The sequence below is a fragment of the Pseudarthrobacter sp. BIM B-2242 genome (assembly GCF_014764445.1).
Classification (GTDB): Bacteria; Actinomycetota; Actinomycetes; order Actinomycetales; family Micrococcaceae; genus Arthrobacter; species Arthrobacter luteus_A.
Map to the genome: position 1 here is coordinate 2,064,100 of NZ_CP061721.1, position 21,594 is coordinate 2,085,693.

The window sequence follows — 21,594 nt, forward strand, 5'->3', positions numbered from 1 at the left end:
TTATTGTCAGCCATAGGCCTCTACGGTACTAGAGGGATGGTTCACCATTGCCCCGCAGCCTGCGGGCGCTGAATGAGATGAGGAATACTGTGAGCACTTTGAAGGAACGTCTCCACGCTGACGTCGTGGCGCATATGAAGGATCGGAACAAGACCGCCCTGACAACGGTCCGCAACGTCCTTGGCGAGATCGAGACGCGGGAAAAGTCCGGGAAATCACCCATTGAACTTGATGATGCCCAGGTGACGTCGCTGCTGCAGAAGGAGGCTGCCAAGCGCCGCGAGACGGCAAAGATCTACACCGATGCCGGCGAGGCTGAGCGGGCCGCGGCCGAGGTTGCGGAGGCCGAAGTCATTGAGGCATACCTGCCGCGTGCGCTGACAGCTGAGGAAGTCGAAGCGATCGTGGACGAAACCATTGCCGGGCTGCGCGCCGGGGGAGTGGAACCCGGCCTGCGTCAGCTGGGCGCTGTCATGAAGCCCGTTACGGCGAAAGTTGCCGGGCGCTTCGACGGCAAGGCTGTCAGCGAGCTGGTGCGCACCCGTCTGGGCTGATACCTGACGGTAACGGAGTTGGTGCCCGGAACAATGCGCTGAACAGGAAAGGCACGCCTACAGGATGTGGGCGTGCCTTTGCTTCCTGCCGGTGGAAAACTCAGCCGGCACGGATAGATCTCTCGTGTTTGGGAATCAGCCTTCGCAGTCCGTGCAGTAGCTGTGGCCATCTTTCTGGCGTGCAATCTGCGAGCGGTGCCGGACCAGGAAGCAGGAGTAGCAGGTGAACTCGTCCTCCGCCTGGGGGATGACCTGCACAACCAGTTCCTCGGCAACGAATTCGCCGCCGGGGACGCCGGCGCCATCCAGTCCGTCGGCCTCATCGAGCTCGAGCACGACGCTGCGGGCGTCCGGTGCATTGGCGGACTGCAGTGCCTCGAGCGAGTTGTCCTGCGACTCCTTGACGTCGGAGCGAAGTTCATCGTAATCGGTTGCCACTTAGGTGTATCTCTTTTCTTTGGTTCGTCTGTCGCGTATGCAACGTACAGCATCCGGCAGCTATTCCCCAATAGGCTGGCGGAAAAACTTTGTCTGTGGCGCCGCGGCCGGACATGCAAAAATCCCAACATCCAAGGATCGGGGGAGTTTTCCTGTTTGTCAGCGGTCCTGGACTTCAACCATCCCGGGTCTTGCCTCGGCCAGAAGTGCCTGGAATCAAGGCTTCATGTCCCGGATGAGCCACAGGTGAACCACAAGAGTACGCCAATTCAGCCGCGCCAACCGCAGCTTCGGTGACATGAGGCTCTTCGGCCGCCTGTTCGCGGCCGACGCGTGGTGAGAGACACACGTCTGCACCGCCGCGCAACAACCACAAAACGCAGCGAAACAGCCCTGGTAGTCAGCAATCGTTTATCCCTTGACGGATCAGAACCCGCCCTGTAACAGTTAGTCGTGGGCGGATCGATGGAGAACCACGAAGGGACTGGCGCGGCGTCAATCCCCGGCGGGTTCCCCGATAGCAGAACGGACCCGCCGCCTCTTCTGGAAGTCCGCGGACTGACAAAGAGCTTCTTCGGTATTCCGGTGCTGGAAAACGCCCACCTCACCCTTCACCGGAGCCAGGTTCACGGGCTCGTAGGCGAAAACGGGGCCGGGAAGTCCACCCTGATGAAAGTGCTCGCAGGGGTCTACCAGCCTGACGCGGGAACGGTACTTTTGGACGGCCGGGAAGTCAGTTTCAGCCACCCAACGAAAGCTCATGAGGCAGGGCTGTCGTCGGTATTCCAGGAGTTCAATCTCCTTCCGGACCGGACGGTGGCCGAGAACATCTTCCTGGGCCGGGAACCCCGCCGCGGGGTCCTGGTTAACAAGGCGCTCATGAACGTGCAAACGGCCGAGCTGCTGCAGTCGCTCGGGATCACCACCATCCGGCCCACCGCGCAGGTGCGGAGCCTGACCGTGGCGGAGCAGCAGATAGTGGAGATTGCAAAAGCTGTCAGCTACGACGCCCGGATCGTCGCCATGGACGAGCCAACCGCCGCGCTGGCCGGCGCCGAAGTTGAGCTCCTTTACCAGATCGTGTCCCGCCTCCGGGACCGCGGAACCGCAATTCTCTACGTCTCCCACCGGCTTCGGGAACTTTTTGATCTCTGCGATGTCATCACCGTCCTGAAGGACGGCCGCGTGGTCAGCACCGCACCGGCCGCAGAACTCGACGATGCAGGGCTGGTCCGGCTGATGGTTGGCCGGCCTATCTCGGCGTTCTTTCCGGAAAAGCTGCCCCTGCCAGACGGGGACTCCAAAGGCAGAAACGTTGAAGTCAGGAACGTTGTCGGTGCTAACGTCCCCGTCAGGCCGATCCTGGAACTGCTGGGTGCCGGCAACGGCCAGCTGGACGGGATCAGCTTCAGCGTTCGGCCGGGTGAGATTGTCGGGCTGGCCGGTCTTCAGGGCTCCGGCCGGACTGAACTGCTTCACGCCATTTTCGGTGCCGCACCCTTCCACCGCGGCACCATGAAGGTGGAAGGCCGGGAGCTTCTGCCCAAGTCCCCGAGGGAGGGCGTCCGGGCCCGCATGGCCCTCATCACGGAAGACCGCAAAGCCGAGGGCCTCAGCCTGAACCAGTCCATCCTGGACAACGCACTGACCGTCATCAGGTCGGTCTTTCCGCGCCGTACAAGAACCGTCAAAACGGAGGTTCCCGGCGTGTTTTCCTCGCTGGAGGTAGTGGCACGGGACTTGGACCAGGAGGTGCAGTACCTCTCCGGCGGGAACCAGCAGAAGGTGGTCCTTGCCAAATGGCTGGCAATCCGCCCCAGCCTGGTCCTGCTGGATGAACCTACCCGCGGCATAGATGTGGGAGCCAAGGTGGCCGTCTACCGGCTCATGCGCAAGCTGGCAGCCGAAGGCAAAGCCATCCTGATGGTCTCCAGCGAATTACCGGAGGTCATCGGCATGTCCGACCGGATCCTCGTCATGCGCGACGGGCGTCTCGCCGGCGAGCTTCCGGCCGGAACGTCAGAGGAAGCCGTCCTGCAGCTCGCAACGGGTGCCAGGATTGCATCGGGAGACGGGGCATGAAACAGCGTGTCAGCTTCGTCGATCGCCTGTCGTCCACACAGATCGTCTACCTGGTGGCCCTGCTGACGCTCATCGCCGGTGCCGTACTCGTCACCACGATCGGGCGGAATTTTTTCAGCTCGGGAAATATCTCCAGCATCCTGACCGGAACCAGCGTCCTGGGTTTCATCGCAATCGGACAGACCCTTGTCATCCTGGCCGGCAGCCTGGACCTCTCGGTTCCCTATGTCGCCAGCCTTGCCAGTCTCATTGCCGCCGGTGTGATGGCCAACAACCCGGGCAACGTCCTGCCCGGCGTCCTGCTCACGCTTGGTGCCGCGGCGGTCATCGGCCTCGCCAACGGGCTGATCGTGGCCCGCCTCAACGTACACGGGTTCATTGCCACGCTGGGCATGGGCCTGATCATCAGCGGCTACCTCGCCACCAACTTCAAGGGCAGCTTCGGGCAGACACCGCTCTCGTTCCGCCTGATCGGGGCTACCGGCCTGGGGCCCGTGCCCATCTCGACCATCATTATGCTGGCCTGTGCGGCCCTGGCCATGCTGCTGCTCCACCGCACCAGAACGGGCCACCACCTCTACGCCGTCGGCGGCGACATTTCCGTAGCCCGGACCTCGGGCATCCGCGTCGACCTGCCGGTCATCACGGCCCACGTGATCTGTTCGGTGCTGTCAGGAATGGCGGGCCTGCTCCTCGCCAGCCGGCTGGGTGTGGGCAGCCCGACGGTGGGCTCCCAGGGCGGGTACGATCTCCTCTCCATCGCCGCCGTGGTCCTCGGCGGCACACTTCTGGCAGGCGGCAAAGGAACCATCACCGGCACCCTCGGCGGCGTCCTCATCTTCGCCATGCTGGACAACATCATGTCCGTTATGCAGATCAACCCCTTCCTCAAGGACGTGGTCAGGGGAGTGGTCATTGTCGTCGCCGTCGCTGTGTATGCGCGCCGCAGGATCGTCAACCGACCCGAGCGGTTCAGCCCGAAGGGTTCCGTCGAAGCCCCTGCCGCACAGGTTCCGCCCTCGGAGCGGCCATGAGCACGGCACTGCCCTCCGGGCGCAGCGCAGTCCTCCGGCAGAACCGCGCCAGCCGTTCCCAGCGTCTCCTGCGCGCTGTGCGTACTCCCGGCGGCGCTGTCTTCATCCTGTTGATCAGCCTTTTGGCGGCCATCATCGTGCTGAACCCGTCCTTCGGGGAGCCTGGCTCCTTCATCCGGTTCATCGGCAGGACGGCCCCGATCGCCATCGCCGCCGTCGGCCAGTACTTCGTTATTGTCAGCGGCGAATTCGACCTGTCGATGGGATCGGTCGTGACCATGCAGGTCATCGTTGCCGGCAACCTCATCCGGCAGGACGATTCCAGGGTGATTCCGGTCCTGATCCTGATGTTTGTGCTCGGCGCCTTCATCGGGCTCGTGAACGGACTGATCTCGACACTGCTGAAGGTGCCCAGCTTCATCGTGACGCTGGGCATGATGCTGGCCCTGCTCGGACTGGTCCTCTACTGGACCGGCGGCGCGGCCCAGGGAAACCCTGCGGACAGCTTCCGCCAGATAGGGCGCGGCGGGATCCAGGACGTCCCGGTCCTGGACATCATTCCTTACCCTGTGATCATCCTGGCGGCGGTGACCGTCCTGGCGGTTGTCCTGATGCGCCGCCCCTTCGGCCGTATGCTCATCGCCGTCGGCGATAACCCCCGGGCTGCCGAACTGTCCGGCTCCCGTGTCTGGTGGGTGCGGACGCGGGCGTTCATCATCTCGTCACTGTCGGCCACCGTGGCCGGCATCCTCCTCGTGGGCTACGCGGGAGTACATCCGTCGGTGGGGCGGGGTTACGAGTTCACGGCGATCACGGCCGTCGTCCTCGGTGGCGTGGTGCTCGGCGGCGGACGCGGCTGGGTCCTGTCCGCGGCGGCCGGCGCGTTCGCCCTGGAGGCGCTGTTCACCCTCTTGAATTTCATGGGCATCCAGGCGACCTGGCGGGACACGGTCCAGGGCGTCATCATCATCATCGCCGTGGCAGCAGCGTCCACGTCATGGCAGCGCAAGCGCAAGGGAGCCACTTCCGCCGCCCATGACGAACGGCACCGGCTAAGCGCAGCACCCACGCCCCACGAGGGCACCGAACAAGGAGGAGATCGAGTCTGATGCGTAAACACCCTATTCGCGCGATCGCACTTGGCGCAGTATTGCCGCTGGTGGTTTTGACTGCCTGTACCACCACGGATCCGTCCGTTACCGAAACAACGGCACCGGACACCGGCTCGCCGGCCACCACTCCGGCCAGCCAGGAATGGTTTGACCAGACGCTTTACGATGACCAGTTCACGCAACGTTCGGCGACCTTCGAAGGAAACGCTGAGCAGCCCTACCTTCAGTACATCGCCGGCGACATGACGGACACCGCGAAGTTCGCCTCCTCCGGGCCAAAGAAGGTCTGCTTCGCCAACGCCTCCATCTCGAACCCGTGGCGCCAGACCGGCTGGATCACCATGAACCAGCAGCTCAAGGTCCTCCAGGGCTCGGGAGTCGTTTCCGAAATGGAGACCCGGGATGCCAAGGACAACGACAACACGCAGATCGCGGACATTGATTACTTCATCGACGAGGGAAACTGCGATGCGTTCGTCATCTCGCCCAACTCGACGGCGGCCCTGACCCAGGCCGTGGAGCGTGCCTGCCAGACAGGCAAGCCTGTGGTGGTGTTTGACCGCGGCGTCGAAACCGACTGCGCCACCACGTTCATCCACCCGATCGGAGGCTTCGCCTGGGGCATCGACACCGCCACGTTCCTGACCGACAGGCTGAAGTCCGGTGACAAGGTGGTGGCCCTCCGCATCCTTCCCGGCGTGGATGTGCTGGAACACCGGTGGGCGGCGGCGAAGAAGATCTTTGAGGAGAAGGGAATCCAGGCAAGGGACTACTTCACCGGAGCAGACCCCACCGAGATCAAGAAAATCATCTCCGACGAACTGGCCACCGGCGATGTCCAGGGCGTCTGGATGGACGCCGGCGACGGTGCCGTGGCTGCCCTCGAGGCCTTCGAGGATGCCGGGCAGAACCTGCCGGTGATGACCGGCGAGGATGAGATGAGCTTCCTGACCAAGTGGAAGGAAACCGGAATCGATGCCATGGCCCCGGTCTACTCCAACTTCCAGTGGCGGACTCCGCTGCTGGCCCTGGAGAGGATCTTCAAGGGCGAGCAGATCCCTGCCGAATGGATTCTCCCGCAGAAACCCATCCTCGCGGACGAACTGGACTCCTGGCTGCAGCGCAACCAGGGGATGCCCGGCGGCCACTACGCCAAGTTCGGCGGCGAAGACCTCCCCGGCTATCCGCAGGTCTGGCAGCAGCGGCAGATGCCCTGACGCTGGCCTCCGCGCAGCGTTGGAAGGAGCAGCTTGAAGCGTCTCATCGGGATCAGCACCTGGGTCTGGGATTCTCCGTTGACCGATACCAACCTGCGCGGACACCTGGCGAGGATCGCTGCGCTGGGGTTTGACGCCGTCGAACTTCCGCTGGAAAACGCCGGCGACTTCACGGCCGACGCGGTGCGCGAAGCCCTGGAGTCCACGGGGCTGAGGCCGTTTGTTGTCGGTGCCATGTCGCCGGGCCGGGACCTTGTCGCGGCTGCCCCGGCCACCGTGGAAAAGACGCAGGCCTATCTCATGGACTGCATCACCATGGCAGCCGGCATCGGTTCGCCCACTGTGTGCGGTCCCTTCTACGCCCGGACCGGACGCGTCTGGCGGATGTCGCCGGGCCAGCGGCGGGAGGCCGACGCCGAGCTGCGGCACAATCTGCAGCCGGTGGCGGCGAGGGCCCGGGAAGCGGGCGTCGTCCTGGGCATCGAACCGCTGAACCGGTACGAAACATCGCTGCTCAACACGGTGGACCAGGCACTCGAGGCGCTGGGGCCCTTGCTGGGCAACGGCGTGGGCCTTGCCCTGGACAGCTACCACCTTCACATCGAGGAGCGTTCTCTGGCCGCCGCGGTCCGGGCGGCCGGTGAACACGTGGTTCACGTCCAGGTTTCCGGGAACGACCGCGGCGCCCCCGGCGGGGACCAGACCGATTGGGAAAACTTCCTGCATGCCTTGGACGAGGTGGGTTACAGCGGACCGCTGAACATCGAAAGTTTTACTGCGGACAATGCCGCGATCGCCGTGGCGGCGTCAATCTGGCGGCCGTTGGCCCCGAGCCAGGACGAGCTGGCTGTCAGGGGACTGGCCTTCCTGCGGGGCGTACAAAGGCACTGAACGGCCCGTGTCCACGCAGCGCCTACTCACGAATAACGAAAAACCCCCGGAATCCTTGGATTCCGGGGGTTTTCCCATTGTGCGCGGAGGGGGACTTGAACCCCCACCCCCTTTCGAGGACTAGCACCTCAAGCTAGCGCGTCTGCCATTCCGCCACCCGCGCAGGTGGTAATTCGGAGTCCGATTCCGCCTTTCAGCGTTTCGCTTTTCTCCGAAGCAGCGAGAAAGACTCTAACACGAACTTTCGGGAAAGATCGAATCGGGACTCATGGGTAGGCTGAAGGCACACGAAAACGCAGGTTCTTTGCAGCCTTCCCATCGCCCAAGGAGTATCTATGTCTGACGTCCGCGCCGAGGATGAAGTTGTACGGATCTGCCAGGAACTCATCCGGATAGATACATCGAACTACGGCGACGGTTCGGGGCCGGGGGAGCGGGTGGCCGCCGAGTACACTGCCGGACTGATCGAGGAAGTGGGACTCTCCGCCGAAATCTTCGAGTCGGCGCCGGGCCGCGCCAGTGTTGTAACGCGGATGGCGGGCGAAGACCCCTCTGCCAGCGCCCTTGTAGTGCATGGGCACCTGGATGTTGTGCCGGCCCTGCGCGAACAGTGGTCGGTGGATCCCTTCGGTGCAGAACTCAAGGACGGACTCATCTGGGGCCGCGGAGCGGTGGACATGAAGGACATGGATGCCATGATCCTGTCCGTTATGCGGGATTTGGCCCGGTCCGGGCGGAAACCCAAACGCGACCTCATTTTTGCCTTCTTTGCCGACGAGGAAGCCGGCGGCGAATACGGTGCCCGGTACGCCGTCGACAAACGGCCGGAGCTTTTCGAGGGCGCCACCGAAGCCATCTCGGAAGTGGGCGGATTCTCGGCAACTATCGGAGGGCAGCGCACATATCTGCTGCAGACCGCCGAGAAGGGCATCTCCTGGCTTCGCCTTGTCGCCCACGGCCGGGCAGGCCACGGCTCCCAGATCAACACGGACAACGCCGTCACCCGCCTCGCAGCGGCGGTCACCCGGATCGGCGAGTACAAGTGGCCTATCGAGCTCACTCCCACCACGCGGCAGTTCCTTGACGGCGTGACCGAACTCACGGGCGTCGAATTCGATCCGGACAACCCGGACCGGCTCCTGGACCAGCTCGGCACGGTGGCCCGCTTCGTGGGGGCAACCCTCCAGAACACGACCAACCCCACGCTGCTGAAGGGCGGCTACAAACACAACGTCATTCCTGAATCGGCAGAGGCCCTGGTGGACTGCCGCACGCTTCCCGGCCAGGAGGAACAGGTCCTGGAAATCGTCCGGGAGCTCGCAGGCACCGGGGTTGAAGTGAGCTATGTGCACAACGACGTGTCGCTGGAGGTGCCGTTCGCCGGAAACCTGGTGGACTCCATGATCGATGCCCTGCATTCCGAGGACCCCGGGGCCAAGGTCCTGCCGTACACGCTCTCCGGCGGCACGGACAACAAATCCCTGAGCAGGCTGGGGATCACCGGCTACGGCTTTGCGCCCCTCATGCTGCCTGACGACCTCGACTTCACCGGAATGTTCCACGGCGTGGACGAGCGGGTGCCCGTGGATTCGCTGAAGTTCGGCGCCCGCGTCCTCAACACGCTCCTCACCAACTACTGAGCTGCGCAGGACATGACACCCGAAGAAGTGCTACCGGACCGCCTGCTGGAGGAAATCCGCGGCCGCGCAGCCCGCTACGACCGGGACAATGCGTTTTTCGCGGAGGACCTGGCTGAGTTGACCGCCGCCGGTTACCTTAAGCTTTTTGTTCCAGCGTCCGACGGCGGCATGGGGCTTGGGCTCGAGGCGGCAGCACAGTGCCAGCGCAGGCTGGCAACGGCAGCCCCGGCCACCGCCCTGGCCATCAACATGCACCTGGTCTGGACCGGCGTCGCGCAGGTCCTGGCCGCCCGCGGCGATGATTCGCTGGGCTTCGTCCTGGAAGATGCTGCCCGCGGTGAGATCTTTGCCTTCGGCAATTCCGAGGCCGGGAATGATTCGGTCCTCTTTGATTCAAAGACGGCAGCCGTTCCGCTGCCCGGCGGCGGCTACAGTTTCACCGGAACCAAGATCTTCACCAGCCTCTCACCGGCGTGGACCCGGCTGGGCATCTTTGGCAAGGACGCCCGGGCCCGGTCCGGCGAGGGCGAACTGGTGCACGGATTCATCCGGCGGGACGCGGCGGGCTACACCATCCTGGACGACTGGGACACCCTTGGCATGCGGGCCAGCCAGTCCAACACCACGGTCCTGGACGGGGTCGAGGTGGGGCCGGACCGGATCTTCCGTAAGCTGCCGGTGGGCCCCAACGCCGATCCACTGATCTTCGCCATCTTTGCCTGCTTTGAGTCGCTGCTGGCGGCGGTGTACACCGGCATTGGTGAGCGTGCCCTGACGCTCGGCGTGGAGGCGGTAAAGCGGCGGACGTCCTTCAAGAACGCCGGCCGAAGCTATGCACAGGATCCGGACATCCGCTGGAAGGTGGCCGAGGCCGCGATGGCCATGGACAGCCTTTACCCGCACCTCCTGGCGGTCACCCGCGACGTCGATGCCCTCACGGACCACGGATCCCAGTGGTTCCCAAAGCTCGTTGGCCTGAAGGTGAATGCGACGGAGACCGCACGCCGCGTTGTGGATCTGGCCATCAGGGTCAGCGGCGGTTCCAGCTACTTTCGCGGGTCCGAACTTGAACGCCTGTACCGGGATGTCCTGGCCGGCATGTTCCACCCGTCAGATGACGAGTCGGCGCACAACACGGTGGCGAACGCGTGGCTGGGGCCACTGGACTCCTAGACGGTCCGCCGGCTCCGAAGTCCTAAACGGTCCGCTGGACCTGCATCACCCGGCGGCGCAGCCAAAAGCGCCTGCCGCCGCCCATGTACAGCACACTGCGTTCCAGTTCCCACTTGCCGTACTCGGAGTGCTCCACAAGCCTGCGCCTGGCCTCAGGCAGGGAATCGAGAGGGCTCACCGTCAGTACGAGGTACTCGTACTGCTTGATAAAGTCCCGTTCCCGTTGGACCGAGCTGGTCAGAAAATGTTCCTTCATTGCTCTCCATTTTCGTCCTTTTCCGGCTAACGTGAAGTCATGAGCATCGATCCGCGTGTCGCGCTTCAGTCTTTGACAACCGCCTTGGAAGAACACCTTATAGCAGCATCCAACCGGCGCGATGATGGGGATCCCGCCGTCGAAGCCGCTTTTTTCGCGGTCGCAGATGCGTTCGAGGTGTATGAAGACGCACTCTACGAGGCTTACAGCGAGGTCACACCCCTGCAGGTGTTTGACGACGACGAGGACGAGGATGAAGAATCCGGCATCGACGAAGAAGAGGACCTCGAAATCGTCGAGGATTGAAGCAGCGCACAGCTGAGCGCAGGCTCAGGCCGGCTGGGACACATCCTCCAGCGCCCGTGCAATCTCCGGGGGAAGCCGCGTCAGCTGGGCGGCCATGATCTCCTTGGCCTGGACCGGAGTCCGGGGCCCGACAACGGCGGTGGCCACCCCGTGCTGGGCCAGCAGCCAGCTCAGCGACACATCCAGCGCCGTCCGGCCAAGGCCTTTGGCAGCCATCGCCACCGCTTCCACAACACTGGAAGGCTGCTGCTCCAAATACGGCTCAACATAGGGTGCAGAATCACTGCGCGCTGCCCGGGAGTCCACGGGGATACTGCTGCGGTACTTCCCGGTGAGCACGCCGCGGCCCAGCGGCGCCCACGCCATGAGTCCCAGGCCTGCGTCTTCGACGGCGGGAATCAGTTCCGCCTCCGGTTTCCGTTGGAGCAGCGAGTATTCGGCCTGGGCAGCAACGAGCGGGAATCCGGCCACTGCTGCTGCCTTGGCGCTCTGCCAGCCGTTGAAGTTGGCGATGCCCGCATAGCGGGCGCGCCCGCTGCGGACAGCGAACTCGAGCGCGGACAGCGTTTCGTCCAAGGGGACGTTGCCGTCCCATGCCTGCGCAAACCAGAGGTCCACGTAGTCGGTCCCGAGCCTCGCCAGGCTGGCGTCCAGGCTGCTCAGCATCGCACTGCGCGACGTGTCCACAGTCCGCCGGCCCTCCGACGTCGATGTCCCCGCCTTCGTGGAAATGCAGACTTCCGTACGTGAGACAACGTCGCCCAGCAAGGACCCGATCATTGCTTCGGCACGGCCATCAGCGTAGGAGGCGGCCGTGTCGATGAGTTTTCCGCCGCCATCAACAAATGTGCGCAAGATCTCGGAGGCGTCCTGTTCGTCGGTTTCGCCGGCCCAGGACATGGTGCCGAGGGAAAGGGCGGAGACTCGCAATCCACTGTTGCCGACGTAACGCTGCTGCATAGCTGCAAGCTTACGGGGAATCAACAGGGCGCATGACGTAGTGTCTTAGCGTGAACTGGATTGAGGCGGCCCTGCTCGGGCTAATACAGGGTCTGACCGAATTTCTACCGATTTCATCAAGCGCGCACCTGCGGATCGTGGGTCAGTTCCTGCCCAACGCGTCCGATCCGGGGGCAGCATTTACGGCCATCACCCAGCTCGGAACCGAAACGGCGGTGGTGATCTATTTCTGGCGGGACATCGTCCGGATCATCAAGGCCTGGGCGGGTTCCCTGACAGGAAAAGTCTCCCGGCAGGATCCTGACGCCCGCATGGGCTGGCTGGTAATCCTCGGCAGCCTGCCCATCATCGTGCTGGGCCTGCTGTTCCAGGACCAGATTGAATCGGTGCTGCGAAGCCTGTGGATCGTCGCCACCATGCTGATCGTTTTTGGTTTGATCCTGGCCGTGGCGGACGCCGTCGGAAAGCAGGAACGCGAACTCTCCCAGCTTTCCTACAAGCACGGCATTTTGTACGGGTTCGCCCAGGCGTTGGCGCTCATCCCCGGCGTCTCACGGTCCGGCGGCACCATTACGGCCGGCCTCCTGATGGGCTATACCCGCGAAGCAGCGGCCCGTTACTCGTTCCTGCTGGCCATTCCGGCCGTGTTCGGCAGCGGCCTGTACCAGCTGTACAAAGTGGTTTCCAAGGACGGCATCACCGGACCGTATGGCCTTCCGGAGACAGCGCTGGCCACCGTCATCGCCCTGGTTGTGGGCTACGTGATCATTGGCTGGTTCCTTAAATTCATCTCCACGCGGAGCTACCGGCTCTTTGTCTGGTACCGGATTCTCCTGGGCCTCGCCCTGTATCTTCTGCTCGGTTTCAATGTCATCGATGCCTAGAAGTAGGCTTGGGCTGTGAAATCCTGGACTTCTAGACCTGTTCCTGTGCTGCCCGGCTCCATGCCGGCCATCCGTCTGTTCGACACCGCCATGGGACAGGAAATCGGCCTGCCTGTCAGCGGTGAGCAGTCGATGTATGTCTGCGGCATCACCCCGTACGACGCTACGCACATGGGCCATGCTGCCAGCTACGTGGCCTTTGATCTCCTGAACAGGGCCTGGCGCGACGCCGGCCACAAGGTTGCGTACGTCCAGAACGTCACAGACGTGGATGACCCCTTGCTGGAGCGCGCCACAGCCACCGGTGTGGACTGGCAGGACCTGGCGGCCAGCCAGATCGAACTTTTCCAGACGGACATGGAAGCCCTGAACGTCATCGCGCCGGACCACTATGTCGGCGCTGTTGAGTCCGTGGACCTGATCGTCCCGGCCATTGAGCGCCTGATCAGGCAGGGCCTGGCTTACCGCGTCGCCGGCGCCGCGGGGGAGCCGGACGGTGATGTCTACTACGATGTCGAAGCCGCCGGCAAGCAGTCGATCGCCCCTGACGCCTGGACCCTGGGATCGATCTCGCACCTTGGGGAAGCTGAAATGCTTGAGCTGTTCGCCGAACGCGGCGGCGACCCTGGCAGGGCCGGCAAGCGCCAGGCCCTTGACCCGCTCCTCTGGCGGGTTGCCCGTGACGGCGAGCCCAGCTGGCCCGGCGGAGAACTGGGCCAGGGCAGGCCCGGATGGCACATCGAATGCACGGTCATCGCCCAGCGGTACCTGCCGGCACCCTTCACGGTTCAGGGCGGCGGCTCAGACCTGATCTTCCCGCACCACGAGATGGGAGCCGGCCACGCCTATTCCCTGGCAGGTGTCCCGTTGGCCCGCCACTACGCCCACGCCGGCATGGTGGGCCTGGACGGTGAAAAGATGAGCAAGTCCAAGGGCAACCTGGTCCTCGTCTCCAAGCTGCGCGCAGACGGTGAAGAGCCGGCCGCTATACGGCTGGCAATCCTGGCCCACCACTACCGTTCGGACTGGTCCTGGACGCCGGAAGGCTTCGCAGCGGCCAAGGAAAGGCTCGCCGCCTGGCGCCGGGCCCTCGCCGCCGCACCGGCCGGATCGGCTGCCGGCGTGATTGGCGACATGCGGTCGGCCCTGGCCGCCGATCTGAACGCTCCGGCAGCACTCGAAGCCGTCGACCGGTGGGCCGCTGCGGCCACCGCGGAAGCGGGCAGCCCGCAGGATGAAGCACTGGTCAGTGACGCAGTTGAGGCCCTGCTCGGCGTCGTACTCTAGCGCTGTGCGCGTCCGCCTGCCGGAAACCGCAGGCGGACGCCGCCGCTACTTAGTTTTTGTCGCGGCCCCGGCGCTTCAGGTACCGCTCGAATTCACGCGCGATGGACTCTCCGCTGGCTTCCGGAAGGTCGGCGGTGTCCTTCGCTTCTTCAAGCTGGCGGACGTACGCGGCGATTTCCGGATCCTCGGTGGCCAGTTCGTCCACCCCACGTTCCCAGGCGGCTGACTCCTCCGCCAGCTCGTGGGTGTCCAGCGGAACCTGGAGCAGTTCCTCTATCCGGTGCAGGAGGGCCAGCTGTGCCTTCGGCGATGGTGCCTGGGCAACGTAGTGGGGGACTGCGGCCCACAGGGAAACCGTGGGAATGCCGGCCAGAAGGGCTACTTCGGAGAGCACCCCGACAATGCCGACCGGACCCTCGTACTGGGACGGTTCCAGGTTCAGCCGTTCCCGCAGCGGGGCGTCATCGGATGACGTGCTCACGGGGATGGGCCTGCTGTGCGGAACATCAGCCAGCAAGGCACCCACGAGGATCACGTAGTCCACTTTGAGTGCTTCTGCATGGACCAGAAGTTCCGCGGTGTAGGCCCGCCACTTGTACGAGGGCTCCGTGCCCTGGACAAAAATGACGTCAATGTTCGAATCAGGTGCACTGGCCTTGTAGATGCGCGTGGCCGGCCACTTGATCTTGCGTTCCCCGGAAGCGGTCCGGCGGACGGTGGGACGGGTGAACTGGAAATCGTAGTATTCGTCGGCGTCGATGGACGCAACTTTCTTGCCGCCCCACACTTTGTTGAGATAGCGCAACGAGTCACTGGCTGCTTCCCCGGCGTCGTTCCAGCCTTCAAAAGCGGCCAGCATCACGGTGATGCGCTGCCCCTCGGCCACTGGCAGCAGGAACTGCTCCTGTTCAGGCACGGCACCCGGTTCTGTGGTGTCTCCGTCGAAGCTATTCATTTCTTCACCCTACGTCCAAGAACGGTGGCGGTGCATTCAATGCAACGCCAAAAGTGTCCCCGGTCCGCTTCCGCACCTGCTGCCGCGGCCATATTCGCCAAGGGCGTACGCACGGCCGGCGTTCAGGCCGGCACCGTAGACTTACGCCATGCGACCCTCACCTTCTGTTTCCCCGCTCCGTGCTGTTCTTTGGGATATGGACGGGACCATCGTGGACACGGAACCCTATTGGATCGCCGCTGAGCGCTCCCTCGTGGAAGCCCATGGCGGAACCTGGTCACACGAACAGGCCACCCAGCTCGTGGGGCAGGCCCTGACGTTTTCCGCCGGAATCCTGCAGGAGGCCGGTGTCCGGCTGGACACCCGCCAAATCATCGACACGTTGACCGCGGAAGTCATCAGGAACGTTCAACGGTCTGTCCCGTGGCGTCCGGGCGCCCGGGAGCTGCTTGACGGCCTGCACCAGGCAGGTGTCAGGTGTGCGCTGGTCACCATGTCGGAGGGGCCCCTTGCCCGCGAGATCGTGGCGAGCCTGCCCAAACCGTATTTCGAGTTCCTGGTCACCGGCGATACCGTGACGCATGGCAAACCCCACCCCGAGGCTTACCTGAAGGCCGTGGAACTGCTCCAGGACTCAGATCCCGGCCTGACCATCGGCCACTGTGTTGCACTGGAAGATTCGGGACCGGGTGTCGCAGCGGCGGTGGCATCCGGAGTGGCCACCGTGGCCATTCCCCATATTGCCCCGCTGCCGGCAGATCCCCGGCACACCACGTGGGACTCACTGGCAGGGCGGACGGTTTCCGAGCTGGAAGCGATCGCGGCCGCAAGCATGACCGAATTCGCGGCCACGTTGGCGGCGACGCCCGGGAGAACATCGTGAGTGAATCGCCCGCTCCCGCACGTCGGGAAGGAATCCGCCTCGGCCGCATCGCCGGGATCCCCATCATTCTGGCGTACTCCTGGTTTGTGATTGCAGCGTTCACTGTCATCGTCTACGGACCGGTGCTGCTGGAACGCAATCCCGGATTCGGCATTACCGCCTACTATGTGGCGTTCGCCTACGCCTTACTGCTGCTCATTTCAGTCCTTGTCCACGAGCTGGCGCATGCCCTTACCGCCAAGGTCTACGGCTGGCCCACCCAGAAAATCGTGCTGAACCTCTGGGGCGGCCACACGCAGTTCGAAAACTTCACGGCCACCCCGGCACGGTCAGTGATCGTGGCGCTGGCAGGGCCGGCAGCCAACCTGGTCCTGGCGGGAGCAGCCTGGCTGGTCCTGTCCGGTGCGAGCATGGGCGTTGTGGCAGACACCCTGACCAACATCTTTATGTGGGCCAACTTCGTCATTGGTATCTTCAACGTCCTGCCGGGCCTGCCGCTGGACGGCGGACGAATTGTTGAATCTGCCGTCTGGAAGGCCACCGGCAGCCAGGCCAAAGGCACGGTGGCCGCCGGCTGGGCCGGCCGTGTCATCGTTGTGGGCCTGGGCCTGTGGTTCATCGCCATGCCCCTGCTTGCCGGGGTGACGCCGGACTTCAGCCTCCTCATGATCACAGTCCTCGTTGCCGGCTTCCTCTGGATGGGCGCCAGCGCCGCTATCCGGCAGGGAACCATGCGCGGCAGGCTGCATCTGGTGAGCGCCACCGCCCTTGCTGCTCCCGCCGTCGGAATTCCAGCCACAGCCACCGTCGCCGATATCCGCCGGGTGTCCGTAAACGGGACTCCCGCGGTTGTTGTGTGCGGTCCGGGGGGGCGCCCGCAAGGCGTGGTGGACAGCCGCGCCCTGGCTGCCGTTCCGGAGTCCGCCGCCGTGTCAACTCCAGCGACGGCGGTGTCCTACGCCCTTGCGGCGGGCGCCTATGTGCCTGAATGGTCGCAGGGACAGGAACTGATCCAGTACCTCTCCCAGCTTGAGGGACACGAGTATGCCGTGGTGGACCACAACGGCACCGTGACCGGCCTGCTCTCGCAAAACGCGGTAGTAGTGGCCATTACCGGCAAGGAAGGCCGGCCCAATAAGCACGCGCAGGGCCAAAACCGGTAGAGTTACGTGCCGGCCGTGCACTGCCGCCGCATGGCCGCCCGTGCTGCACGCATCATGCGGACTCATCGATGTGTGGCCCCACAGTCTTACAAGAGCGAGGAAATTTCATGAGCAGCGAATCTGCCGCCGCAACCGCAGCACCATCCACAACCGGTGCCGCCGCCGACGGCGTCCAGCCGGTGGGAGCGGCCCGCCGCCGCGGGCCTTTCCGCGAAGGCGAGCGGGTCCAACTGACCGACGAGCGTGGCCGCATGAACACCATCACGCTCGAAAGCGGCGGCGCCTTCCACACCCACCGCGGGTTCCTGAATCACGACGAGATCATCGGCAAGGCTGACGGCTCTGTTGTCGTAAACAACGTTGGCCAGCAGTATCAGACGCTGCGTCCGCTGCTTTCGGACTTCGTCCTGTCCATGCCCCGGGGCGCCGCTGTGGTCTACCCGAAGGACGCCGGCCAGATTGTCACCATGGCTGACATTTTCCCCGGCGCCAGGGTGGTGGAGGCCGGCGTGGGCTCCGGTGCCCTGTCCATTTCACTGCTGCGGGCTGTGGGCGACAACGGCTACCTGCACTCTTTTGAACGCCGCGAAGAATTCGCCGACATCGCCCGGGGCAACGTCGAAACCATTTTCGGCGGCCCGCACCCGGCCTGGAAAATTTCGCTGGGCGACTTCCAGGAGGAAGTAGTCCGCAACGAGGCCCCCGGTTCCGTGGATCGGGTGGTGCTGGACATGCTGGCCCCCTGGGAATGCCTTGACGCGGTAGCTACAGTGCTGGCGCCGGGCGGTGTGTGGATCAATTATGTCGCCACGGTCACGCAGCTTTCCCGGACCGCGGAGGCCATCCGGGCGGACGGCCGCTTCACCGAACCCGATGCCTGGGAGTCCATGGTCCGCGGCTGGCACCTGGAGGGCCTGGCCGTGCGCCCGGACCACCGGATGGTGGCCCACACGGGCTTCCTCCTGGTCACCCGCCGGCTCGCCGACGGCGTTACCGGGATCTCGGTCAAGCGGCGCCCCTCCAAAACGGATTTCAACGAGGAAGACGTCAATGCCTGGACGCCCGGTGCGGTGGGCGAGCGGCTCGTCTCGGACAAAAAACTCCGCCGGGCCGCGCGTGATGCCATCGCCGGAACCAACGTCAAGGACACACCGGAGATCACGAACTAGTCCACATTTCGGGAGTCTCCAGCAGTACCTGCCATCTTGGGGCTAAGGTCTTAAGAAGAAGAGCAGGAAGGGGCTGATGCATCATGGAGACGCCGAATCGGGACTCCGGACGTACACCGGCGGAGCAGGCTGCCGCCAACGAACTGTCGGTTGCGGACCGGCAGGTCAACGTCCTCCGGGACAAACTCAGGCACATAGACCGCCAGCTGGCTGCCGCCACGCAGAACAACGCCAAGTTGGTCAGCATGCTGGAAGCGGCTAAAGCCGAAATCCTGCGCCTGAAAAACGCCCTGGACCAGGAAGGACAGCCCCCGTACAGCTTCGGCACCATCCTGCAGCTGAATCCCCGCCGCATGCCGTCGGCGGGGAACAGCGGGCAGGCCGCCACGGAGGAATCCGCGGACATCTTCAACGCCGGACGGAAGATGCGGGTGGGCATCAGCCCGCTGGTCAACATCAACCAGCTGGCCGTCGGCCAGGAAGTCCTGCTCAACGAGGCACTGCTGATTGTCGCCGGCCTCGGTTACGAGCGTGCCGGCGAGCTGGCAACCCTCAAGGAAATGCTGGGCACGGACCGCGCACTGGTGGTGGGCCGCGCTGATGAGGAACGGGTCATCCGGCTCTCCGGCGCCCTGCTCAGCGAAAAGCTGCGGGTGGGGGACGCCCTGTCCATCGATTCGCGCACAGGGTATGCCCTCGAAAAGGTGCCCCGCTCCGAGGTGGAAAACCTCGTCCTCGAAGAAGTCCCGGATATCACCTATGAAGACATTGGTGGCCTCGGCCCGCAAATCGAGCAGATCCGCGACGCCGTGGAACTGCCGTTCCTGCACCCGGACCTCTACCGCGAACACGGCCTGAAGGCGCCCAAGGGCATTCTCCTGTACGGTCCGCCAGGGTGCGGGAAAACCCTGATCGCCAAGGCTGTGGCCAACTCCCTTGCCGCGCGGGCGGCCGAACGGTCCGGCAATGTCGATCTGAAAAGCTACTTCCTCAACATCAAGGGCCCCGAACTCCTGGACAAATATGTGGGGGAGACGGAGCGCCATATCCGCCTGATCTTCTCGCGGGCGCGGGAGAAGGCCTCGGACGGCAGCCCCGTCGTGGTTTTCTTTGATGAGATGGATTCGCTCTTCCGCACCCGCGGAACGGGCATATCTTCCGACGTCGAAACCACCATCGTGCCCCAGCTCCTGAGCGAGATCGACGGCGTGGAGCGGCTGGATAACGTCATTGTTATCGGTGCTTCCAACCGTGAGGACATGATCGACCCCGCCATTCTCCGTCCCGGCCGGCTTGACGTGAAGGTCAAGATCCAGCGCCCCGATGCCGAGGCCGCGGCTGATATTTTCAACAAGTACATCACCACTGACCTGCCCTTCCACGAGTCGGATCTCGCAGAGCACAGCGGTGATGTCCAGGCCACGGTGGACGCCATGGTCCAGCGGACTGTCGAAGCCATGTACTCCACGGAAAAGTCCAACGAGTACCTGGAGGTCACCTACGCCAACGGTGATACCGAGATGCTCTACTTCAAGGACTTCAACTCCGGTGCCGTGGTCCAGAATGTTGTGGACCGGGCCAAGAAGTACGCCATCAAAGACCTCCTGACCCTGCATCAAAAGGGCCTCCGGATCGAGCATCTGCTGCGCGCAGTGGTGGACGAATTCCGTGAACACGAGGATATGCCGAACACCACCAACCCGGACGACTGGGCACGGATCTCGGGCAAGAAGGGGGAGCGGATCACCTATATCCGCACCATCGTCCAGGGCAAAGCGGGGCAGGAGCCAGGCAAGTCCATCGAAACGATGCCCAGCACGGGACAGTACCTATGACAGCAGTGCCCGAACGCCCCTCCACTGGGGAGTCGCTGCCGGTCGGCGGGGCCATGCGGGTGATGGGGGCAGAGACCGAGTACGGCATCCATGCCCCGTCCGCCCCGGGGGCCAACGCCACGATGATGTCCGCTCGTGTTGTCCAGGCGTACGCCCAGGTGACGCGGCAGCGGGCTGCCGGTGGTGCTGAGACGCGCTGGGACTACACCGATGAGGAGCCCCTGCACGATGCCCGCGGCTGGACCCTCGAGCGCGCGTCAGCGCACCCGAGCCAGCTGACGGACCAGCCTCCGGTACTCGACGCGGAGGCAGTGGCCCTGGCCTACGGCCGCGAGGAGCTCGAGCTGGACGGTGAGGACGAGGCCGGCAGCCTGCTGATGAACATGGTGCTTGGAAACGGCGCCCGCCTTTACGTCGACCACGCCCACCCGGAATACTCCAGCGCCGAGGTAACCAATCCCCGCGATGCGGTGATCTGGGACGCCGCCGGGGACCTCGTGGCGCTGGCAGCCGTACGGCGCCTGGCAGCAGATCCCGAGCTGCCCCCGGTCAATCTCTATAAAAACAACACGGACAACAAGTCCGTCTCCTACGGTTCGCACGAGAACTACCTCATGCCAAGGTCCGTGCCGTTCGGGGACATCGTTCGGGGCCTGACGCCGTTCTTCGTCACCCGCCAGATCATCTGCGGGGCGGGGCGCGTCGGGCTGGGACAGGACAGCTCCACCCCCGGATACCAGATCAGCCAGCGGGCTGACTTCTTCGAAGCCGAAGTCGGCCTGGAAACCACGATTCGCCGCCCCATCATCAATACCCGTGATGAACCCCACGCCACCGCCGACAAATACCGCCGCCTGCACGTCATCATCGGCGACGCTAACCTCAGCCAGTCCTCGAACTACCTCAAATTCGGCACAACGGCGTTGGTCCTGAGCCTCATCGAGGCGGGCCTGGCTCCGAAGGTCGAAGTCCACGAACCCGTGTCCGCCTTGCAGGCGGTCAGCCACGACACCTCGCTGACGGCAAAGCTCAGGCTTCTGGACGGCCGTCGGGTAACGGCCCTGGACTTGCAGTGGATCTACCACGAGGCAGCCGCCAAACTGGCGCAGGACACCGGTGTTGCCGACGCTGTGGACGGGGACGGCCACACCCACGAGGTACTGGAGCGCTGGGCCACCACCCTGACTCAGCTCGATTCAGACAGGGGCGCTGCAGCCACATCCGTCGAATGGCTCGCGAAACTTTCGCTTCTGGAGGGCTACCGCGACCGGGACAACCTGGCCTGGAATGACGCGAGGCTTGGCCTCGTGGACCTCCAGTGGGCCGACATCAGGCCGGAGAAGGGTCTTTACTACCGCTTCCTGGCCAGGAACCGCATGCAGCGGCTTGTAGAGGACTCGGCGATCGCCGCAGCGGTGACCGAACCGCCGTCGGACACGCGTGCTTTCTTCCGCGGACACTGCATCAGCCGCTTTGGCAAAGATGTGGTGGGGGCCAGCTGGGACTCCGTCATCTTCGATGTCCCGGGCTACGGCCGGTTGCAGCGCGTGCCAACACGGGAGCCACTGCGAGGCACTAAAGCCCTCACGGGAGGGCTCTTTGCCCGCCACCGCACGGCCGGACCGTTCCTCGCTGAACTCCTCGGGCATAACACCCCTCCGCCTCCGGCGTAAACCGCGCCGGCAGGCGTTCAGCGTGGCAATATGGGCGTATCAGCAGATCCGCCCGGATCCGATGATTCCCGAAGGAGAGATC

20 protein-coding genes and 1 tRNA gene are annotated in these 21,594 nt (G+C 64.2%); 16 read left to right on the forward strand and 5 right to left on the reverse strand.

What is annotated here, in order from left to right; translation table 11 throughout:
• Window positions 1-89 precede the first annotated feature (89 nt).
• On the forward strand, window positions 90-554 hold the full coding sequence (locus IDT60_RS09405) for a GatB/YqeY domain-containing protein (protein WP_191081698.1): 465 nt from the start codon (window positions 90-92) through the stop codon (window positions 552-554).
• A 135-nt stretch (window positions 555-689) separates the two neighbouring features.
• Here the strand turns inward: IDT60_RS09405 and IDT60_RS09410 are convergent, their stop codons facing one another.
• The gene (locus IDT60_RS09410; RefSeq protein ID WP_056339942.1) at window positions 690-992 is read right to left on the reverse strand and encodes a DUF4193 domain-containing protein; all 303 of its coding nucleotides are present in this window, start codon (window positions 990-992) and stop codon (window positions 690-692) included.
• Between the two features lie 465 nt (window positions 993-1,457).
• Between IDT60_RS09410 and IDT60_RS09415 the strand changes: the two genes are divergently transcribed.
• The 5 genes from IDT60_RS09415 to IDT60_RS09435 are packed head-to-tail and all read left to right on the forward strand — an operon-like array spanning window position 1,458 to window position 7,328.
• Window positions 1,458-3,074, forward strand: coding sequence for a sugar ABC transporter ATP-binding protein (locus IDT60_RS09415; RefSeq protein WP_191081699.1), 1,617 nt, complete (start codon window positions 1,458-1,460; stop codon window positions 3,072-3,074).
• Window positions 3,071-4,108: an ABC transporter permease gene (locus IDT60_RS09420; RefSeq protein WP_191081700.1), complete on the forward strand. Its 1,038-nt coding sequence runs from the start codon at window positions 3,071-3,073 to the stop codon at window positions 4,106-4,108. Before IDT60_RS09415 ends, IDT60_RS09420 begins: the two co-directional genes overlap by 4 nt.
• Window positions 4,105-5,217, forward strand: a complete 1,113-nt coding sequence (locus IDT60_RS09425; RefSeq protein WP_191081701.1) for an ABC transporter permease — start codon at window positions 4,105-4,107, stop codon at window positions 5,215-5,217. Before IDT60_RS09420 ends, IDT60_RS09425 begins: the two co-directional genes overlap by 4 nt.
• On the forward strand, window positions 5,217-6,437 hold the full coding sequence (locus IDT60_RS09430) for a substrate-binding domain-containing protein (protein WP_191081702.1): 1,221 nt from the start codon (window positions 5,217-5,219) through the stop codon (window positions 6,435-6,437). The genes IDT60_RS09425 and IDT60_RS09430 overlap by 1 nt, the downstream gene beginning before the upstream one ends.
• Before the next feature lie 33 nt (window positions 6,438-6,470).
• Window positions 6,471-7,328 carry a sugar phosphate isomerase/epimerase gene (locus IDT60_RS09435; RefSeq protein WP_191081703.1) on the forward strand — a complete coding sequence of 286 codons (858 nt, stop codon included), beginning with the start codon at window positions 6,471-6,473 and terminating at the stop codon, window positions 7,326-7,328.
• Window positions 7,329-7,408: 80 nt separating this feature from the next.
• Here IDT60_RS09435 and IDT60_RS09440 read toward each other — a convergent pair.
• Window positions 7,409-7,491: transfer RNA gene (locus IDT60_RS09440), tRNA-Leu, on the reverse strand.
• A 172-nt stretch (window positions 7,492-7,663) separates the two neighbouring features.
• Here IDT60_RS09440 and IDT60_RS09445 point away from each other — a divergent pair.
• Both IDT60_RS09445 and IDT60_RS09450 read left to right on the forward strand, forming a co-directional pair.
• Complete coding sequence (locus tag IDT60_RS09445; RefSeq protein ID WP_191081704.1) at window positions 7,664-8,968, forward strand: M20/M25/M40 family metallo-hydrolase; 1,305 nt, start codon at window positions 7,664-7,666, stop codon at window positions 8,966-8,968.
• Window positions 8,969-8,980: 12 nt separating this feature from the next.
• Window positions 8,981-10,141 carry an acyl-CoA dehydrogenase family protein gene (locus tag IDT60_RS09450; protein ID WP_191081705.1) on the forward strand — a complete coding sequence of 387 codons (1,161 nt, stop codon included), beginning with the start codon at window positions 8,981-8,983 and terminating at the stop codon, window positions 10,139-10,141.
• A gap of 22 nt (window positions 10,142-10,163) precedes the next feature.
• On the opposite strand, the gene IDT60_RS09455 is transcribed toward IDT60_RS09450, so the two are convergent.
• Window positions 10,164-10,397 carry a DUF5703 family protein gene (locus IDT60_RS09455; RefSeq protein ID WP_164199761.1) on the reverse strand — a complete coding sequence of 78 codons (234 nt, stop codon included), beginning with the start codon at window positions 10,395-10,397 and terminating at the stop codon, window positions 10,164-10,166.
• Between the two features lie 39 nt (window positions 10,398-10,436).
• On the opposite strand from IDT60_RS09455, the gene IDT60_RS09460 reads away from it, so the two are divergent.
• The gene (locus IDT60_RS09460) at window positions 10,437-10,703 is read left to right on the forward strand and encodes a hypothetical protein (RefSeq protein ID WP_164199759.1); all 267 of its coding nucleotides are present in this window, start codon (window positions 10,437-10,439) and stop codon (window positions 10,701-10,703) included.
• 24 nt (window positions 10,704-10,727) lie between these two features.
• On the opposite strand, the gene IDT60_RS09465 is transcribed toward IDT60_RS09460, so the two are convergent.
• Window positions 10,728-11,663, reverse strand: coding sequence for an aldo/keto reductase (locus tag IDT60_RS09465; protein ID WP_164199757.1), 936 nt, complete (start codon window positions 11,661-11,663; stop codon window positions 10,728-10,730).
• Between the two features lie 50 nt (window positions 11,664-11,713).
• Here IDT60_RS09465 and IDT60_RS09470 point away from each other — a divergent pair, with 50 nt between their 5' ends.
• Window positions 11,714-12,547, forward strand: a complete 834-nt coding sequence (locus IDT60_RS09470; RefSeq protein ID WP_164199755.1) for an undecaprenyl-diphosphate phosphatase — start codon at window positions 11,714-11,716, stop codon at window positions 12,545-12,547.
• 15 nt (window positions 12,548-12,562) lie between these two features.
• Window positions 12,563-13,834 (forward strand): cysteine--1-D-myo-inosityl 2-amino-2-deoxy-alpha-D-glucopyranoside ligase, encoded by a 1,272-nt coding sequence (mshC, locus tag IDT60_RS09475; protein WP_191081706.1) that lies wholly within the window; start codon window positions 12,563-12,565, stop codon window positions 13,832-13,834.
• 49 nt (window positions 13,835-13,883) lie between these two features.
• Here mshC and IDT60_RS09480 read toward each other — a convergent pair whose 3' ends face one another.
• Entirely contained in the window at window positions 13,884-14,789 is a 906-nt protein-coding gene (locus IDT60_RS09480; RefSeq protein WP_164199751.1) for a PAC2 family protein, read from the reverse strand.
• 196 nt (window positions 14,790-14,985) lie between these two features.
• Between IDT60_RS09480 and IDT60_RS09485 the strand changes: the two genes are divergently transcribed.
• From IDT60_RS09485 to dop, 5 genes are all read left to right on the forward strand, one after another.
• On the forward strand, window positions 14,986-15,672 hold the full coding sequence (locus IDT60_RS09485) for an HAD family phosphatase (RefSeq protein WP_255527090.1): 687 nt from the start codon (window positions 14,986-14,988) through the stop codon (window positions 15,670-15,672).
• Window positions 15,669-16,835 (forward strand): site-2 protease family protein, encoded by a 1,167-nt coding sequence (locus IDT60_RS09490; RefSeq protein WP_223883936.1) that lies wholly within the window; start codon window positions 15,669-15,671, stop codon window positions 16,833-16,835. Before IDT60_RS09485 ends, IDT60_RS09490 begins: the two co-directional genes overlap by 4 nt.
• Before the next feature lie 107 nt (window positions 16,836-16,942).
• Entirely contained in the window at window positions 16,943-18,004 is a 1,062-nt protein-coding gene (locus IDT60_RS09495) for a tRNA (adenine-N1)-methyltransferase (RefSeq protein WP_164199747.1), read from the forward strand.
• A gap of 83 nt (window positions 18,005-18,087) precedes the next feature.
• On the forward strand, window positions 18,088-19,839 hold the full coding sequence (gene arc / locus IDT60_RS09500; RefSeq protein ID WP_191081708.1) for a proteasome ATPase: 1,752 nt from the start codon (window positions 18,088-18,090) through the stop codon (window positions 19,837-19,839).
• Window positions 19,836-21,512 (forward strand): depupylase/deamidase Dop, encoded by a 1,677-nt coding sequence (gene dop / locus IDT60_RS09505; RefSeq protein ID WP_191081709.1) that lies wholly within the window; start codon window positions 19,836-19,838, stop codon window positions 21,510-21,512. The genes arc and dop overlap by 4 nt, the downstream gene beginning before the upstream one ends.
• The last annotated feature ends 82 nt before the right edge of the window (window positions 21,513-21,594 follow it).

Bases quoted from the DNA above. Each gene is read 5' to 3' on its own strand.
- IDT60_RS09415 (WP_191081699.1), top strand. From the start codon at position 1,458: ATGGAGAACCACGAAGGGACTGGCGCGGCGTCAATCCCCGGCGGGTTC.
- IDT60_RS09420 (WP_191081700.1), top strand. From the start codon at position 3,071: ATGAAACAGCGTGTCAGCTTCGTCGATCGCCTGTCGTCCACACAGATC.
- IDT60_RS09425 (WP_191081701.1), top strand. From the start codon at position 4,105: ATGAGCACGGCACTGCCCTCCGGGCGCAGCGCAGTCCTCCGGCAGAAC.
- IDT60_RS09430 (WP_191081702.1), top strand. From the start codon at position 5,217: ATGCGTAAACACCCTATTCGCGCGATCGCACTTGGCGCAGTATTGCCG.
- IDT60_RS09445 (WP_191081704.1), top strand. From the start codon at position 7,664: ATGTCTGACGTCCGCGCCGAGGATGAAGTTGTACGGATCTGCCAGGAA.
- IDT60_RS09450 (WP_191081705.1), top strand. From the start codon at position 8,981: ATGACACCCGAAGAAGTGCTACCGGACCGCCTGCTGGAGGAAATCCGC.
- IDT60_RS09455 (WP_164199761.1), bottom strand. From the start codon at position 10,397: ATGAAGGAACATTTTCTGACCAGCTCGGTCCAACGGGAACGGGACTTT.
- IDT60_RS09460 (WP_164199759.1), top strand. From the start codon at position 10,437: ATGAGCATCGATCCGCGTGTCGCGCTTCAGTCTTTGACAACCGCCTTG.
- IDT60_RS09465 (WP_164199757.1), bottom strand. From the start codon at position 11,663: ATGCAGCAGCGTTACGTCGGCAACAGTGGATTGCGAGTCTCCGCCCTT.
- IDT60_RS09480 (WP_164199751.1), bottom strand. From the start codon at position 14,789: ATGAATAGCTTCGACGGAGACACCACAGAACCGGGTGCCGTGCCTGAA.
- IDT60_RS09485 (WP_255527090.1), top strand. From the start codon at position 14,986: ATGGACGGGACCATCGTGGACACGGAACCCTATTGGATCGCCGCTGAG.
- IDT60_RS09495 (WP_164199747.1), top strand. From the start codon at position 16,943: ATGAGCAGCGAATCTGCCGCCGCAACCGCAGCACCATCCACAACCGGT.
- arc (WP_191081708.1), top strand. From the start codon at position 18,088: ATGGAGACGCCGAATCGGGACTCCGGACGTACACCGGCGGAGCAGGCT.
- dop (WP_191081709.1), top strand. From the start codon at position 19,836: ATGACAGCAGTGCCCGAACGCCCCTCCACTGGGGAGTCGCTGCCGGTC.